This is a genomic window from Lentilactobacillus sunkii DSM 19904, assembly GCF_001435575.1.
Lineage (GTDB): Bacteria > Bacillota > Bacilli > Lactobacillales > Lactobacillaceae > Lentilactobacillus > Lentilactobacillus sunkii.
The window spans coordinates 30,666-48,028 of the sequence record NZ_AZEA01000006.1; the positions used below are offsets into that span (position 1 = coordinate 30,666).

At 41.5% G+C, this 17,363-nt stretch carries 15 protein-coding genes; 13 read left to right on the forward strand and 2 right to left on the reverse strand.

The features are described 5' to 3' along the window. Nucleotides 1-185: 185 nt before the first annotated feature. The 10 genes from FD17_RS05550 (at nt 186) to FD17_RS05595 (ending at nt 12,011) form a co-directional block, all read left to right on the forward strand. Nucleotides 186-1,811, forward strand: a complete 1,626-nt coding sequence (locus tag FD17_RS05550; RefSeq protein ID WP_057824439.1) for a mannitol dehydrogenase family protein — start codon at nt 186-188, stop codon at nt 1,809-1,811. A 17-nt stretch (nt 1,812-1,828) separates the two neighbouring features. Continuing rightward, nucleotides 1,829-3,253 (forward strand): glucuronate isomerase, encoded by a 1,425-nt coding sequence (uxaC, locus tag FD17_RS05555; RefSeq protein ID WP_057824441.1) that lies wholly within the window; start codon nt 1,829-1,831, stop codon nt 3,251-3,253. A 25-nt stretch (nt 3,254-3,278) separates the two neighbouring features. Continuing rightward, a complete protein-coding gene (locus FD17_RS05560; protein ID WP_057824443.1) occupies nt 3,279-4,160 on the forward strand; it encodes an aldose 1-epimerase family protein in 882 nt (293 codons plus the stop codon). A 95-nt stretch (nt 4,161-4,255) separates the two neighbouring features. Continuing rightward, nucleotides 4,256-5,248, forward strand: coding sequence for a D-isomer specific 2-hydroxyacid dehydrogenase family protein (locus FD17_RS05565; protein WP_082617140.1), 993 nt, complete (start codon nt 4,256-4,258; stop codon nt 5,246-5,248). A gap of 150 nt (nt 5,249-5,398) precedes the next feature. Beyond that, the gene (gene gntK / locus FD17_RS05570) at nt 5,399-6,943 is read left to right on the forward strand and encodes a gluconokinase (protein WP_057824446.1); all 1,545 of its coding nucleotides are present in this window, start codon (nt 5,399-5,401) and stop codon (nt 6,941-6,943) included. A gap of 228 nt (nt 6,944-7,171) precedes the next feature. Then, nucleotides 7,172-8,341: an acetate/propionate family kinase gene (locus FD17_RS05575; protein ID WP_057824447.1), complete on the forward strand. Its 1,170-nt coding sequence runs from the start codon at nt 7,172-7,174 to the stop codon at nt 8,339-8,341. Nucleotides 8,342-8,651: 310 nt separating this feature from the next. After that, nucleotides 8,652-9,542 carry an ABC transporter ATP-binding protein gene (locus FD17_RS05580; protein WP_057824450.1) on the forward strand — a complete coding sequence of 297 codons (891 nt, stop codon included), beginning with the start codon at nt 8,652-8,654 and terminating at the stop codon, nt 9,540-9,542. Further along, nucleotides 9,542-10,285, forward strand: coding sequence for an ABC transporter permease (locus FD17_RS05585; protein ID WP_057824452.1), 744 nt, complete (start codon nt 9,542-9,544; stop codon nt 10,283-10,285). The genes FD17_RS05580 and FD17_RS05585 overlap by 1 nt, the downstream gene beginning before the upstream one ends. Beyond that, nucleotides 10,282-11,406 carry a sensor histidine kinase gene (locus tag FD17_RS05590; protein ID WP_057824459.1) on the forward strand — a complete coding sequence of 375 codons (1,125 nt, stop codon included), beginning with the start codon at nt 10,282-10,284 and terminating at the stop codon, nt 11,404-11,406. The genes FD17_RS05585 and FD17_RS05590 overlap by 4 nt, the downstream gene beginning before the upstream one ends. Continuing rightward, complete coding sequence (locus FD17_RS05595) at nt 11,403-12,011, forward strand: response regulator transcription factor (protein ID WP_057824461.1); 609 nt, start codon at nt 11,403-11,405, stop codon at nt 12,009-12,011. Before FD17_RS05590 ends, FD17_RS05595 begins: the two co-directional genes overlap by 4 nt. A gap of 68 nt (nt 12,012-12,079) precedes the next feature. Here the strand turns inward: FD17_RS05595 and FD17_RS05600 are convergent, their stop codons facing one another. After that, a complete protein-coding gene (locus FD17_RS05600; RefSeq protein WP_082617143.1) occupies nt 12,080-13,090 on the reverse strand; it encodes an Abi family protein in 1,011 nt (336 codons plus the stop codon). A 174-nt stretch (nt 13,091-13,264) separates the two neighbouring features. Next, nucleotides 13,265-14,281 (reverse strand): aldose epimerase family protein, encoded by a 1,017-nt coding sequence (locus FD17_RS05605; RefSeq protein WP_057824465.1) that lies wholly within the window; start codon nt 14,279-14,281, stop codon nt 13,265-13,267. Between the two features lie 185 nt (nt 14,282-14,466). Between FD17_RS05605 and FD17_RS13330 the strand changes: the two genes are divergently transcribed. The 3 genes from FD17_RS13330 (at nt 14,467) to FD17_RS05615 (ending at nt 17,360) form a co-directional block, all read left to right on the forward strand. After that, the gene (locus FD17_RS13330; RefSeq protein ID WP_164479006.1) at nt 14,467-14,643 is read left to right on the forward strand and encodes a hypothetical protein; all 177 of its coding nucleotides are present in this window, start codon (nt 14,467-14,469) and stop codon (nt 14,641-14,643) included. A gap of 32 nt (nt 14,644-14,675) precedes the next feature. Further along, nucleotides 14,676-15,758: a GntR family transcriptional regulator gene (locus FD17_RS05610; protein WP_057824467.1), complete on the forward strand. Its 1,083-nt coding sequence runs from the start codon at nt 14,676-14,678 to the stop codon at nt 15,756-15,758. A 240-nt stretch (nt 15,759-15,998) separates the two neighbouring features. Continuing rightward, nucleotides 15,999-17,360, forward strand: coding sequence for a sugar porter family MFS transporter (locus tag FD17_RS05615; RefSeq protein ID WP_057824469.1), 1,362 nt, complete (start codon nt 15,999-16,001; stop codon nt 17,358-17,360). The last annotated feature ends 3 nt before the right edge of the window (nt 17,361-17,363 follow it).

Genomic DNA, 17,363 nt, shown 5'->3' on the forward strand with positions numbered 1-17,363 from the left:
AATATTAGCATAGATTGGTGAAAAAGTTAACGAGGATCGTTGAAAAAACTAGGGTATTGACAATCTGATATATCAGAATATAATAAAAGCGAAAGCGTATTCAGGAGACTGGTGTACCAGTTCTGATTTTTCACTCATACGCCTCAAGTTTTAACTTATGTAACGCAATACGGGAGGTTTAATTAATGGTAAAAATTACGGATGATTACCTGAACAACAAGAAGGAATTTACCGACGCTGGAATTAAGGTTCCAACCTATGATATTAAGCAAAAGAGTGGCGCCACCAAATGGGTCCACTTCGGCGGTGGTAACTTGTTCCGAGCTTTTCACGCAGCTATTGCGGACCGCTTGCTAGAATCAGGCGATCTGGATGCAGGTATTGTCGTTGCCGAAACCCACGATAAAGACGTTGTCAAAGACGCATACAAAAAATTTAACGATCGAATTTTAAGAGTGATTACTCACGAAGACGGCAAGTTTGAAAAAGAATTATTTGCTTCAGTTGCCGACTCGCTCTTCTTCGACCAAAGCAATCCTGATGGCTGGAAGAAATTATTCAGCATCTTCGAAAATCCAGCCCTTCAACTTGCTACTTTCTCAATTACTGAAAAAGGCTACAACCTTTGGGACAGTCAAGGTGACTTACTTCCAGCTATCCAGGACGATATCAAGAATGGTCCCGAAGCTCCAAAGAACAACATGGCTTCACTAACTGCCTTGATGTTTGCCCGATTCAAAGCCGGCAAGTACCCAATGGCTTTACTCAGCACAGATAACTTCTCACAAAATGGTGAAAAACTGCAAAAGAGTGTCTTGACCATTGCTGAAGGATGGGAAAAGAACGGTTTGGTTCCGGCAGAATTTGTCGCCTATCTCAAAGACGACAAGTCTGTCAGCTTCCCACTTTCAATGATTGACCGAATCACACCGAACCCTTCAGACGCCGTTTCAGACAAGCTTAAAACAGACGGTTTTGAAGACTATCAGATCTTCCATACCCCAGGTCATACCAACATTGCTGCATTTACCAATACTGAAGAAGTGCATTACCTGGTTATCGAAGACGACTTTCCAAATGGCCGTCCAGCATTGGATAAAGCATCCGGCGTTACTTTAACGGATCGCCAGACAGTTAACGATGCCGATGAGATGAAAGTAACGACTTGTTTGAACCCACTGCACACCGCATTGGCGGTTAACGGCAGTCTGCTTGGTTTTGATTCGATTGCCAAAGAAGTCAGTGACCCCGACATGCTCAACTTGATCAAGCAAATCGGTTACGTTGAAGGCCTGCCGGTAGTTAAGGATCCCAAGGTTATCAACCCCAAGACCTTTATCGACCAACTGGTTAACAAGCGTCTTCCCAACCCATATATTCCTGATATGCCACAACGAATTGCTTCAGACACCTCACAGAAATTGTCTGTCCGTTATGGCGTAACAATTCAGCATTATATCGACGATCCAAAACGTGATCCTAAAGACTTGCACTTTATCCCACTTGTCCTTGCAACCTGGTGCCGTTACCTGATGGCCATTGATGATCAGGGCAAGCCGTTTGAACCAAGTCGGGACCCAATGTTATCAGAACTCCAGCCTAAAGTTGCCGACATTAAGCTCGGTGAAAAGACTGATGTTCACGCTCATTTGAAGGACATTTTATCCAACAAGAAGATCTTTGGTCATGACCTTTATGCCATCGGCCTGGGAGAAGTTGTTGAAGGATACTTTGCCTCACAAATTGCCGGTGTCGGTGCCGTTCGAAAGACACTTGAAGATACATTGTCAAAGTACGCTAAAGAAATTTAATTAAGGAGAACGTAAATATGTCATTATTGGATGATGATTTTCTGTTAACAACCCCAATGGCTAAAAAGTTATTCCATGATCACGCTGAAAAAATGCCGATCATTGATTTTCATTGCCACTTGGATCCTAAAGAGATTTATGAGAACAAGAATTACAAAAATATTTCCAGAATTTGGATTAATGAAGGCAGCTTTGGTGACCACTACAAATGGCGCTTGATGCGTGCCAACGGTGTTCCTGAGGACCTCATTACCGGCGACGGTGACGATTATCAAAAGTTCCTTGCATGGGCCGGAACCATTGAAAAAGCCCTTGGTAACCCATTATTTGAGTGGACCCACCTTGAGCTTCGCCGCTTCTTTGGCATCAATGATGTCTTCAATACCAAAACAGCTCCTGCAATTTGGGAAAAGGCCAACAAACTTTTGGCTACTGAAGACTTCAAACCCCGTAATTTGATTAAGCGTTCAAACGTTCAGGTTGTCTGCACCACTGATGACCCTGCGTCTGATTTGAAATATCATAAATTGCTCAAAGAAGATGAAGCTCGAAACGGCTTCAAAGTATTACCAGCAATGCGTCCCGATAAGGCGTTCAACCTGACTGCAGACAGCTATGGCGATTATCTTGATCAATTAGCCAAAGTTTCCGGTAAGAAGATTACGTCATTCAAGAGCCTGGTTGGTGCTTTACGTCAACGTTTCGAATACTTTGAAAGCCTGGGCGGTCACCTTTCAGATCACGGCCTGAACTTCTTCCATTTTGTTAAAGCTTCGGATGATGAAATGAACGATATCATCGACAAAGCCCGTAACAACAAGAAACTCACCAAGACTGAAGTTGACCAGTATCAGACGATGTTGGTTGAAGCCTTGATGCATTTGAATAAGGAGTTCAACTGGACAATGCAGTTCCATATGAATGTCATCAGAAACGCCAACAAGCCAATGCTTAAGAGCTTTGGTACCGATGGCGGCTTTGACTCAATGGGAACTCAGCCTGATTTGGCTCAAGAATTCATGAAACTGTTAATGGACGCTCAAGAACAGGATCAGATCCCAAAGATGATCATTTACTCATTGAATCCAAACGACTGGATGCAACTGGCAACCGGTATGGGTGACTTCCAACAAGACGGTGTCCAAAAGTTTCAATTAGGTGCTGCTTGGTGGTTCAATGATACTTTTGACGGGATGAAACGCCAGCTGACAATTATGGCTGAGCAAAGCCTTCTGCCTAACTTTGTTGGGATGCTGACCGACTCACGAAGCTTCTTGTCATATCCACGTCACGAATACTTCAGAAGAGTATTGTGCAATGTGATTGGTGAGTGGGCCGAACGTGGCCAGGCACCTGATGATGAAGACTATCTGGGCAAGATCGTTGAAGATATTTCCTACAACAATGCCCATGACCAGTTCCATTTCTTTGATAAAGATTAGTTCGACACATTAGGAGTGCGGATAGATGCAAACAATAAAAAGCAGTCGGTTTACTGCAGAGATTGACGAGCATGGTGCTCAATTGACCCACCTGTATAGCAACAATGATCACTTTGACTATATCTGGAACAACCCGCTTTGGGAAAAACATGCGCCAATCCTGTTCCCAGCGATCGGTCGATCCAATGATGACGCTTATTTGGTTGATGGCAAGAAGTATGAAATGCCACAGCATGGGTTTGCCGGTGATCACGATTTTGAGGTGGTCAGTCATCAGGATGATCAGGTTGAGTTATTGCTTCGATCTGATGGATCAACAAAAAAGTATTATCCGTTTGATTTTGAATTCACGGTAACATTTAAACTGAATGATTCAGGCCTACAAGTTGCTTTCAAGGTTGACAATAAGAGTAATGGCGACCTTTCCTACTCGCTGGGATTTCACCCGGCATTTAACGTTCCGATCAACGGTGAAGGGTCATTTGACGATTATCGTTTGGACCTTGCACCTGCATCACAATCTTTGGACACGTACGAAATCGTGAAAAAACCCAACCCTTATCGTTCTGGGAAGGTTACCAAGTTAGTCAACTATAAAAACGGCATTGTTGATCTTGACCACAACATGTTTGAAAAAGGCCTGGTTATTATCAAAAATACCGGTATTAAGTCGGTCAAGCTGTACTCAGACGATACTGAGCACGCTGTTTCAATTGATGTATCAGATTTTGATCACGTCACCCTCTGGACAAAGGAAGGTGCCAACGCGCCATTCCTATGTATCGAGCCTTTTAACGGATTACCCGATGTTTATGGTGATTTGGTAGAGTTAAGCCAAAAAGAAGGGAACCACCACTTGTCTGTTGGTGATTCCAAGACATATCAGTGTTTAATCAATCTTCACTAGAAATAGATTGACAATGTGGTTTTTGAAAACTAGTATATCAGTAGACAGTGAATCAATGATTTTTTGATTCATAATATAAATAAGGAGAGTTTATGATGGAATACAATATTGCGGTCGTTAATTCAAACAGTTTTGGACAGGTTTTTACTGAACATTGGAAGGAACTGGAAGAAATTGGAACTGTTAAGCGTTTCATGTTACCAACTGACATCGATGGTAAATCATTAGCTGAAAAGCTTCACGGCTTCAACGTGATCATCGCCAGTGTTACCCCATTCTTCAACAAAGAATTCTTTGATAACAAAGATGATCTGCTGTTGATCTCACGTCATGGAATTGGCTTTAACAACGTTGATCTTGAAGCAGCCAAGAAGCATGGCACTCAAGTTGCTATCGTGCCACAAAAGGTTGAACGTAACTCAGTTGCCGAAAATGAACTTGCCAACTTGATGGCATTGGTTCGTCAGGTTGTTCCTTCATCAGAACGTGAACGTGCCGGCCGCTATGAAGACCGTGCCCAATTCATGGGTAACGAATTCAGTGGTAAGACATTTGGTGTTATCGGCTGTGGAAACATCGGTAGCCGGGTTGCTGAATTATTCAGTATCTTTGGCGGTCCTGTCTTAGTTAACGATCCACATCCCGCAACTGAACCAGAATGGTTTACCAACAATAACGTTGAACGAGTAGATCTTGAAACTTTGCTCAGCCGTTGTGACTACATTTCATTGAATGCTTCACTTGATGACACCAGTCTTCATATGATCAATTCAAAGACCATCAAGAGCCTTAAAAAGGGTGCTTACATCTGTAATAACGCTCGTGGTGCTTTGGTTGAAGAAGACGCTATCAGTGCTGCAATCAAGTCTGGTCAACTCTCAGGTTACGCTGCCGATGCAATGGAAGTTGAACCTGTTAAGGCAGACCATCCATTCTTGAAGAACGACCGTATCCTGGTTACACCACATACTTCTGCTTATACTTACGAATGTCTTCACGGCATGGGCGAAAAATGTGTCAGCGACGTTAAGGCAATTGTTGCCGGCAAACGTCCTGGACGTGAATTGACTCATACTTTAGACGACTAAAGGAAACCCAGCTCGGATTCCTTGCCACTAAGCCATGGACATGATGGAGCGCAGTCGTGCGTTTGATTACTGCTTCATGGCTTAGATGTTGAAAAAGGTCGTTTGAGTACGTTATGACAGAGTTACATTGAAGCTGAAACGGAGATTATTATGGACTATATTATTGGAATTGACGTTGGGACCACCAGCACAAAGGCGTTGATTTATGATACCGATGGAAATATCTACGGCAAGGCCAATAAAGGCTATCCACTTTACCAGGATACCCCTGACATGGCCGAAGAAGATCCCGATGAGATCTTCAATGCCACTGTGTCTGCAATGCAGGAAGTTGTCGCCAAAGCCAACATTACAGATGGTAAAGTGATTGCTATTTCTTGGTCGGCCCAACAACACAGCTTGATCGCACTTGATAAAGATTTTAAGCCATTGACCAGATCCTTAACTTGGGCAGACAACCGTTCACAAAAGTATGCTGCTGAATATAAGGAAAACGGTCGCGGAATGGAAATGTATAAGCGAACCGGCTTACCGATTCACCCAATGGGACCATTTTATAAGCTGCTGTACTTCAAGAATGAACAGCCGGAAGTCTTCAAACAGGCAGCCTACTGGGTTGGAATCAAAGAATATATCATTTGGAAGTATACCGGCGTCCTTAAAGAAGAAGTGTCAATGGCAGCCGCAACCGGCTTGTTGAACATGAATTCTTCCGAATGGGATGTGGAAGCACTCAAAGAAACCGGCATTACTGAAAAACAACTTCCTGAATTGGTTGATACAACTGATAAGTTCCAAGGAATCAAATCAGAGTATGCAAAGGTTATCGGCATTGACAAGGATGTGTACTTTGTCATGGGGGCAACTGATGGTGCCCTGTCAACAATTGGCGTCGGCGCCATTCAAACTGGTGTATTAGCCATTAATATCGGAACATCAGCTGCAGTCAGAACCTTTGTGGACAAGCCACGGGTTGATCCCAAAGCGCGTCTATACTGTTATCCTGTCATGAAGGGTAAGTACTTGATCGGGGGCCCAATCAACAATGGTGGAATTGTCCTTAATTGGGCTCATGATTCACTGTTTGGCGGTGAAGTCGAAGCAGCCAAACTGCTGAACATTGATTCGTATGACATGCTTTCAAAGATTGCTGCGACAGTTCCTGCTGGATCAGACGGCTTGATCTTCCATCCATATCTTGGTGGAGAACGGGCACCACTGTGGGATGCCAACGCACGGGGTTCATTCTTTGGCCTCAACCGTAAGCATACCCGAGCTCACATGATTCGTGCTGTAATGGAAGGTATTATGTACAATCTATATTCAGTTACTCTGGCACTCAAAGAAGTTACCGGTGAACCCAAAGCAGTTCTGGCTGCCGGCGGTTTTGCCCGTTCGACTCTTTGGACTCAGATGATGGCTGACATTTTTGAACACAATATCGTGATTCCTGAATCATACGAAAGTGGCAGTTTAGCAGCAATGTTTCTTGCCAAGATGGCCTTGGGGATGGAAGACAACCTTGAAGACATCAAGAAGTACATGGGCAAAGAAACCGTTTATAAGCCAAATGAAGACGTCTTTAAACGTTACAGAACATTGATGCCGATTTATTTGCGGCTGAGTCGCGATCTCTCTAAGGAATATCAGGGAATCGCGGATTATCAACGTGAATTTACCGACCTGGATGATTAAATAATTGAAGCACTTAACCAACCGGCTGTTTTCAGTGGCCGATTGGTTGGGTGCTTTTTTGCTGCTTCCTGTGGAGTTGTCCTACCTTGTTTCAGTTTGTTAGTAATCCGTTGAAATTAAAAATAGCTAATGTTGTCACAAGGTGTTAACAAATAGTATACTTTTAGTTGTGGTTACGTTTTCATTTCGAAAGAAAGTTTCCAATTTAAAACAACGGAGGTACTGATTATGTCCAAAGTTCTGATTGTTAATGCAGGAAGTTCGTCTTTAAAATTCAAGTTATTCGATATGCCTCAAGAAACCGTGCTGGCCGATGGTGAAGTTGAACGGCTGAACATGCCGGGTTCAAAGGTTAAAATCAAGTATGGCGATGGTAAAGTATACAAATCCGAAGAAGACAAAATCGACTACGAACGCTCAGCTGCGATCATGCTGAACAATCTCAAGGATCTGGGTGTCATCGATCACTTGAGAGATATTGACGCCATTGGTAACCGGGTTGTTGCCGGAAGCGATATCTTTGATAAAGTGGTTAAAATTGATGACGACAGCTTGTCTCAGATTGTCGAATTGGGAGATATTGCCCCCATTCATAATCCGGTTGAAGCTGAATACATTGAAATCATTCGGCGAATTCTTCCTGATACTGATCAGTACGCGGTCTTTGACAGTGCCTTCTTTAAAGACGTGCCGGAAGTCAACTCGATTTATGGGATTCCCTATGAGCTGACCAAGAAATTTACTATCCGCCGCTATGGTGAACATGGAATTAATCATGGCTTTATTACCCAGGAAGCCCAAGAAATGTTGGGCAATGACAAGGCTAAGCTGGTAACCCTTCATTTGGGCTCAGGAGCGTCTGTGGCCGCTGAGAAAAATGGCAAGTGTTATGACACCTCAATGGGCTTCACACCGATGAACGGCCTTGTAATGGGGACACGTTCGGGGGATGTTGACCCGGCTCTGGTTCCGTTCTTTATGAAGAAAATGGGCGCCAGTGCTGACGAAGTGATCGACATGTTCAACAAGCGTTCAGGCTTGCTTGGTGTCTCCGGTGTCTCCTCTGATATGCGTGATTTGGAGGATTCGGATGCTGATCGGGCTAAATTAGCATTGGACATGTTCGTCAATCGAACGGTTAAGTTTGCCGCCAGCTACATCACTGAACTCGGTGGTGTTGACGCCATTGTCTTTTCTGGTGGAATTGGTGAGCACGACAAATGGGTTCGTGAACAGGTCTGCGAGAAGCTTGGGATTTTTGGCATCAAGCTCGATGGTCAATTGAATGAAGAACAAAAACCCGGTGATCTTGGAGCTAAAGATTCATCTGCACGAATCTTGTTAATTCCTGCTAATGAGGAATTGGCAATGGTGCGGGATGTGGCAAAAGAACTTTAATAGGAAATCAACGAGAGGCTGGGACAAAAGTGTAAACTTTTGCCTCAGCCTCATTTTTGGTGGTGTCATTATTACTTAGCAAAAACGTGCTCAAATCGGCTGATCCCGGCCATTTAAGGGAATACACCAACCATTCCAGAACCGGGAATAATTGATGTATTCCCTTAAATTCTGGGATCAAATCGCCTCTTTTCTCACTCTCTTTTTGTGACATTTGTCATGTTAGATAGTGACAATAGAATCTATTGTCCAACCCCAAAATTTTATATTCTATATACATCAAGAACACATAGGAAAGAGGTTGGACAACATGGCAACAATTGTTAAAGCAAATAATATTTCAAAACATTTTGGTCAGAAATTAGTATTAGATGGTGTGAGCTTTGGGATTCACAAAGGCGAAATTGTTGGATTAATTGGTGAAAACGGTGCTGGTAAAAGCACGTTAATCAACATTATCCTTGGACTGGATTCTCCTTCAAGTGGACACGTTAGTTTGTTTGATAAGAAGAATGATGATAAGTCTGTTAAAGACAAAGTAGGGGTTATGTTTCAAGATAGCTACGGACTAAGTCGAATTCGGGGTACTGAAATGGTAGAACTTGTTCGAAGCCACTTTGCCAATCCATTACCCATCGCAACGATTAACGAATTGGCTGGATTAGGCCCGGATATGCGCACGATGGTTCTCAAAATGTCAGGTGGTCAAAGACGAAAGCTTAATTTTGCACTCGCAATGGCCGGAGATCCCGATATTTTGTTTTTGGATGAACCCACTGCGGGAATGGACTCCACAAGCCGGTATGAGTTTTGGAATCAGGTAAGGCAACTCTCACAAGCGGGCAAAACAATCTTTGTCACCAGCCATTATTTGGAAGAGATTGAAGATATTGCAAGTCGCATTATATTTTTGAGAAATCATCAGATCTTGTTTGATGGGACGATGGCTAATCTGAAAAATCGGTTTACCAAGTCGATTGTTGAATTTGACACTCGGAAGCCGGAGAAAGAAATAATTGCTTATGTTCATACGGGCAGCCTGGATTCTGATAACCAAGGCCACTATACATTCACAACTGATGACCCTGATAAATTAATTCAGGAATTGGTGCCAGTCATTTCTGAAATTCAGCATATCAAAATTACTCAGAATACTTTAGACCAGATATTTAGAGAAGTTATGAAAGAAGGACAAAACTGATGAAATCATATACTACACAATTAAAAATGGATATTAAACGCTTGATTATGCGTAATCCGAAATTTGTCATATTTGATGTTGGAATTCCGGTTGCCTTCTACGTCTTGTTCACCAAAGTGTTGAATGCTGGAATGCCGAGTTCTTTTGACAAGTCATATATGGTCAACATGGCAATCTATGCGACGCTATTATCTTCGATTGTAACCGTTGCAAATAATGTTTTGTCCGATCAGGAAGAAAAGTATCTCCGCTTTATTGATGTATCTCCAGTCTCTCGAATCGTGTACTATACTTCTATCGGAACGGCACTGATGATTCTAACATTACTTGAAGTGTTGGTAATCGAACTGGTTGGATATTTTTATGTCGGGGTTTCCCTGCCGATTAGCAGTTTGTTGTGGGCGCTCGTTATCGTGACGATCGCCAGTATTCCACTGACAGTGTTTGGTGTCCTTCTGGCGTATACAGGATCAAGCAGTTTAGTAAATCTCCTTGTTTATCTGATCGTATTTCCTGTAGCAATTTTGAGTGGCCTTTGGTGGCCGTTACAAATGCTCCCAGCTTGGGGTCAACATATTGGTAAACTCTTACCAACTTATCAAACTTCTGTTATTGTTAATAATGTGATACAGAATCAGTCATTTTCTATGAAGCCGATCATTATTTTACTGAGTTGGTTGATAGTTGGGGCTTTTGCGATAATCGGTACCCAGAAAATCCAAAAGATGCGAGTAAGTAAATGAAATTTTTAAAGGAACACATTTTATTTCCAAAGCGCTTCGGAGTCTATCCATACTTCTGGTTACTTTGGATTACATTCCCGGCGATGGAGATTTGGCCGTTTGATTCGATCAAAAAGATTGTGGCAACACTTTTCCTGCTTACATTTTTACTTTTTTATCGAAATGGCTTTTTAGTGACAAAGTATTTGTCAGTGTGGATATATGGCCAATATGCGATTGCCATCATATTGACAATTACTAACCAGTGGCAATATCTCTTATTGTTCACAGCTTGGGAAATCGGTTCACTGCCGATCACTCAAAGATTGTTTTATCGATACCTGATTGCCTACTATTTAACAGTGTTTTTAACAGTGGGATCTGTTATCTATCTATACCAGGTTAACGTATTTGACTTAAATGGTTCATCATCTGTCAATTTCATTATGGTTCTGTTTGAACTGTTCTCACCTTTGGCGGCTAAATCCATTTCAAATTCGTATCGGCGGACTCAGGAATTGCGGATGCAGAATTCACGTTATGCTGATCTGATTAAGCGAGGTGAACGTGAGCGAATTGCCAGAGACTTACATGATACGCTTGGCCAATCATTTTCAACTATTACAATAAAAGCTGAATTGGCCTCAAAACTCTTAGAGAAAAAGCCGGAGCAGGTAAAGACTGAATTGAATCAGATTGCTGAAGCATCAAGAAATAATCTTCAAGTGGTTCGTGAGATTGTAACTGGATTGCGGCAATTATCGATTTCCGAGATGATGATTGAATTGACGGATTCATTTGATCCCGCCAATATCATGATGGATAGTGAAGGTGAAGAAACAGCTCAAACCTGGCCTGCCAAAGTTCAAACTGCCATTGCAGAGGTTTTAAGAGAGGCTGGAACAAACATTATTAACTATAGTCATGCACGCAATGTCCAAGTATCTTTTAAAGAGGAATCAGATACCTACATTGCTCTGATAGCTGATAATGGTATTGGAATTGGAACGGTTCGAAAGAATGCTCATGGTATATCCGGTATGAAGGAACGAGTAAGTATTGCGGGCGGGAAAATTGACATTCAAACTAGCACAAAAGGGACGACGATTCGCATCGCCTTGCCAAAGGAGAGTGTTAAATGACAATTCGAATTATCTTAGCTGAAGACCAAAGCTTATTAAGCAGTGCCTTATCACAGCTTCTGAATTTAGAAGATGATCTTGAAGTAATTGGGACTTATTCCAATGGTGAAGATGCATATAGCCATATTAAATATGAATTGCCAGATGTTGCTATTTTAGATATTGAGATGCCTAAAAAAACAGGACTCGAAGTTGCGGAACAAATCGCTGAAGAGCAATTGAATGTAAAAACGATTATTTTAACCACTTTTGCTAACAAACAGTATTTCCAAACTGCTGTTAAAGCTAACGTTAAGGGATACTTGCTTAAGGATATTCCAAGCGATGAACTTGTTCAGTCAATTCGTGATGTTGTTGAAGGCAAAACGATTTATTCTCCTGAGTTGGTTAGTTCAATTTTGGGGGATGTTGCTAATCCACTTACCACAAAGGAAACCCAAATTCTCAAAGAAATACACAAAGGGAAGTCCACCGCACAAATTGCAAGTACCTTGTTTCTTTCCAACGGAACCGTTCGGAATTACATTTCTTCGATTCTTAGCAAGCTAGGTGCTGCAAATCGTATTGAAGCGTTGAATATTGCTGAAAAACGTAATTGGATATAATAAAGAAATCTGTAACTGAAAAGCGGCAGCCAATTTAAATTGGCTACCACTTTTCTTTGATCAATTGCTTAGCTTTGAATTTGTAATGAACTCTCCCAATTATTTGGGAAACCCATTAAATTGAGTATCGCTTCAAGCTTTACATTAACTAAAGCTCTTTCTAAGTCGGAGAATGTCAACTTAATAGATGAAATCATCTGTTCGAAATGTTCAGGGGTTAACAACAGTGCCATCATTGAGATCATTGTGAACAGATCAGTTTTATTGTTGTCCGTATTGGAGAAGATAGGGTTGCTGATAAAAAACTTATTGAATAGGGAAAGTTTTAATCTAGATTTCACCTTAAACGTATAAAGGCGTTCATCATGGGCACATTTATTTCTGAAAAAATTAGCAGCTTGAATAGTAGCCTTTAGTTCTGTTATATCAATTTTTTGAGTGGAAGACCATCGCTTTTTAAAGTGCAAACTGAAATCTTTTGCTATCGATTGTTTAACCTTGTCCTCTAACGAATCAAAAAAGTGCTGGACTTCACCAAAGGTCATGCTGTTAATTAGCACCCATATGGGCACATGATCATATTGTTTCACATAATGCTTTATGTAATCTAATCCATTCCAGGAACTAGACCCGTTTTTTAAGCGCCGACTTAATGAGTTTAGGTTGTTTAGTACTAGATTGAATGATTTTTTATCATCACGATAGGAGTGTATATCTAAGTATGCATATGGCTCACTGTGATATTTTGCAAATTCATATGCAACAATAGATTTCAATTTCACTTCAATCAAAAGCAAGTATTCCAACAAGATACTTCGTAATTTTGAATCCATTATATATACGGAAAAGAGTTCATCAAAAAGTGCATTGGTAATGAAGACTTCAGGTTTTACGACCTGCCCTAAAGTATCTTTTTTCAAGAATGGATCTTTATAGCCATTGATAACATTGTAATAGTTGTTGTTTAACAGTAGTTCCTTCGTGGAATCTGGGTCAGTAATTGTAAGGCCTCTTGTTTCTAAAACTTTGATTTGATCATCAAGTGATTTGAATGGTCTTTTACTTAATCGGTTCATCATAATCTCCTAAAAAAAAGCGCCAGTCCGCGGACGGAATCTGGCAAGGTCTCTTCATGTATTATATCAGATCCGTCAATTGTTCCACAAGCTTTTTTATTTAATCAAATAATAAAAAACGAGGATGCAAAGTTTTTGACTTTACATCCTCGTTGCGTTATCAAAGGTACTGAAGAATTAGAATTCCACCTTGTACTTAATTGAATAAGTCTTCTCTTCACCAGCTGGCAAAGTAACATCACCAAAGCCTTCATGGTTAGGTGTATCCGGCAGGTTCTGGGCTTCCAAAGCAATTGCCATGTAAGGACCGCCTTGGCCTCGTAAGTAATTAGTCCCGGTTAAATCATCAGGTGTGAAGACAACCAGAGCGTTACGGTTTGAGCTGATTGAAACGCTGCGGCCACTTTCTGGGTCTGATAATTTAGCAACTGGTTCATCATCTTTGTGCTGATTAATTTCAAAGACTTCATCGTAACTGTGGCCAACTTCAGCCTTCATGTCGTCAATTCCAACTTTTAAGTTCTGGTTGTCACGGAAGTCGTATGGTGTGTCATCAACGGCGACCTTTTTGCCTGAAGGAGTCTTGTCAGAGTTGAGCTCCAAGTAGTGATCAGCATTGATTTGGAGTGACTGGCCATTGATGCTGTCGCCTTCACTCAAGTTGAAGTACATATGTTGAGTTGGGTTGAACAGGGTATCGGCGTCACTCTTGGCACTGTATGTTGCAGTTAATTCATTATCATTGTTAAGTGAGAATGTAATCTTAACGTCAATGTTGCCAGGGAATGAATCCTCGGAAGAATCGATGTGTTTGGTAAAGACGATTGTGTCACCGTCAAATGAGCCATCCCAAATCTGGGTATTGAATCCGTGAGGGCCACCATGCAAAGTGGTTGTGCCTTCGTTTGAATCAACGTGATACTCTTTGCCCTTGATCTTGAAAGTTCCATTAGTGATTCGGCCGGCAGTTCGTCCAATTGCTTGGCAGAAATATTGATTCTTCATCAATTCTTCACTACTTGGGACGCTGACTAAAATGTTAGTGGGCTTACCATCAGGACCCGGAACGTTGAATTCTTCCAGGGTTGCACCAAAGGTGATTGCAGAAACGGAAACATCATGATCGTTGGTGATCGTGAACTTTTGAATATCTTGACCGTCTAACTTATCGAACAATTCTTTCTTTGTATTCATATAGATAAATCTCCTTAGAAAATAAATTGTGGTTGTGAAACCGCTTTTATATGTATTATAATATGTTTTTGTACGGTGATGCAATACCAATTCTTTAATTTATCCGTATAATTCTATATTAATTTTCACCAAAGTATGATATTTTTATTACTAGAGTGATTTAACGAAACGCGAGAGGGAATACGATGAAAACTTTATTGTACGGATTATCAGGCTTTACAGATTTATTGATTATTGTTTTTATTTTCATGGGAATGTATGAATTTGCCCGTAAGGATCAGACTAAACGCAACCATCATTTCATTATATGGGCATTTGTTTGCGTATTCATCACCTATGGTTTGTTAATGTTAACAGAGTAGAACCAGCAATTTGAACGCGGGGGGATAGTATCATGGAAACAAAGTATGTCATGGTCAAAAAAAGCATCAAATCAAACATCATTAACGGAAAATACAAGATTAACGATAAGATCCCTACCGAGTCTGAATTGATGGCGATGTACAAGGTCAGTCGGTACACGATTCGACGGGCAGTTGGTGATCTTGAACACGAAGGTTACATCTATCGGGTTCAGGGCGGCGGGATGTATGTCAATGACTGGATCAACAATAAGGTGTCGTCCGATCGTTCCAACCAGAACGTTGGGGTTGTTACAACCCATATTGCCAATTATATTTTCCCAAGCATCATTAGTGGGATTGACCAAGTCATTTCTGATGAGGGACTTTCCATATTAATTGGCAATACCCATGATGAGTACGAGAAAGAACGTCACAACTTATTGAATATGTTGGACAATGATGTCGTTGGCTTCATCATTGAACCAACCAGAAGTACATTGGACAACCCCAACCTGGACGTCTATCAGATGATTGTCGACTCGGGAAAGCCGGCTGTATTCATTAATGCGCATTATCCACAATTGAACTTTCCATATGTGGAGACCAATGATACTGATGCCGAAAAGGCTTTGGTTGATTACTTACTGGATAACGGTCATGAACGAGTCCTTGGTGTTTTCCAAGTAGACGACCTTCAGGGAGTTCACCGGATGAACGGTTTCATCAAGTCGTATCAAACTCATCCGACTGTTTCAACCTCTGGCGATATTATGATGTATCGTTCAAGCGATAACATCAACGATGTCCTGGAAAAAATTAAAAATCGGGTTAAAGTCGAGATGAACAATCTGCCGACAGCCATCGTTTGCTATAATGATCAACTCGCCATTGAGGTGATTGGGATGTTAAGCAAAGAAGGAGTTGCTGTTCCTGATCAGGTGTCTGTTGCCGGGTTCGATGACTATCAAATTTCGAAGTATATTGATCCAACTTTGACCACGATGATTCACCCTAAGCGAAAAATGGGTCATACAGCTGCTCAGTTGTTATTGGATATGCTGGATGGTAAGGATGGCGAGTCAAAGATTTTGGATTCGGAATTGATTGTCAGAGGCTCAACAAAAAGTATTTAACTCAAGTCACACAAATAATTTAGTATGATCACTTTCCATGAAAGGGGGTGACACACCGCGGATTATCCCATCCGTGTTTTATTTTCCTAAAAATTTTGTGCTAACAAATAAAATATATCTTGATTTATGCGTATAAATATTTTATACTCTTTTTGTAAGCGATGTCAGAAACCGTTTACAGTGCGCACAGAGTTTTTGCAATACATTTTGGAAATATAAATTACGAATGGGGTGCTCGTTTTGAAAAAGGTCACAAACAATGGCTTTATCTATACATTTGGAGCCTTAGGCGGTTTGCTCTTCGGTTACGATATCGCGTCAGTTTCAGGTGCGATTCTGTTTATTGAAAAGCAGCTTCACTTAGGACCATGGGAACAAGGTTGGGTTGTTAGTTCAGTTTTAATTGGTGCCATTATCGGTGCCTTGGCAACCAGTAAGTTTTTGGATACGTACGGACGTCGTAAATTATTGATCTGGGCTTCAGTTATCTTCTTCATCGGAGCCATTACATCAGGATTTGCGCCTAACTTTGAGATTTTGGTTGGAACGCGTGTTGTCTTAGGTATTGGTGTTGGTATTACATCAGCATTGATTCCTGCCTACCTGCATGAACTTGCACCAAAGAGCATGCATGGTGCGGTTGCCACAATGTTCCAGCTGATGATCATGATTGGTATTTTGTTAGCCTACATTTTGAACTACACATTTGCTCATATGTACACTGGCTGGCGTTGGATGTTAGGATTCGCTGCTTTACCTGCCTTCATTCTTTTCGTCGGAGCGCTCTTCCTTCCAGAAAGCCCTCGATTCCTTGTTAAGATTGGTAAGCTTGATGAAGCACGTGAAGTTTTGATGGATACCAACAAACATGATACCAAAGCTGTTGATACAGCCCTTGGCGAAATCGAAGAAACTGCCAAGCAACCTGTTGGCGGCTGGAAAGAATTATTTGGTAAAGGCGTTCGTCCAGCATTGATTACCGGACTTGGCGTTGCGATTTTCCAACAAGTTATTGGTAGTAACAGTGTTATCTTCTATGCACCAACAATCTTTACTGATGTTGGTTGGGGAGTTATCGCCGCATTGCTTGCCCATATCGGAATTGGTGTTGTTAACGTTATTGTTACCGTTGTTGCTATGTTGCTCATGGATAAAGTTGACCGTAAAAAGATGCTTGAGTTTGGTGCTGCAGGAATGGGTCTTTCACTGATCGTAATGTACACCGTTCTTAAGTTCGATAACGGATCACACACTGCCGCTATTGTTAGTGCCCTTGCACTGACTGTTTACATTGCCTTTTATGCAACAACTTGGGCACCAGTTACCTGGGTTCTGATTGGTGAAGTCTTCCCATTGAACATTCGTGGGTTGGGAACATCACTTTGTTCAGCAACCAACTGGTTGGCCGACATGGTTGTTTCATTAACATTCCCAATGATGTTAAGCTCATGGGGATTGGATAATGCCTTCCTGTTCTACGCAGTCATCTGTGGAATTGCCATTTGGGTATGCCACAGCAAGTTCCTTGAAACCCGTGGTAAATCACTTGAAGAGATCGAACTTGATCTTCACAAGGCCGCTGGAACGGAAACTACAAATTAGTTA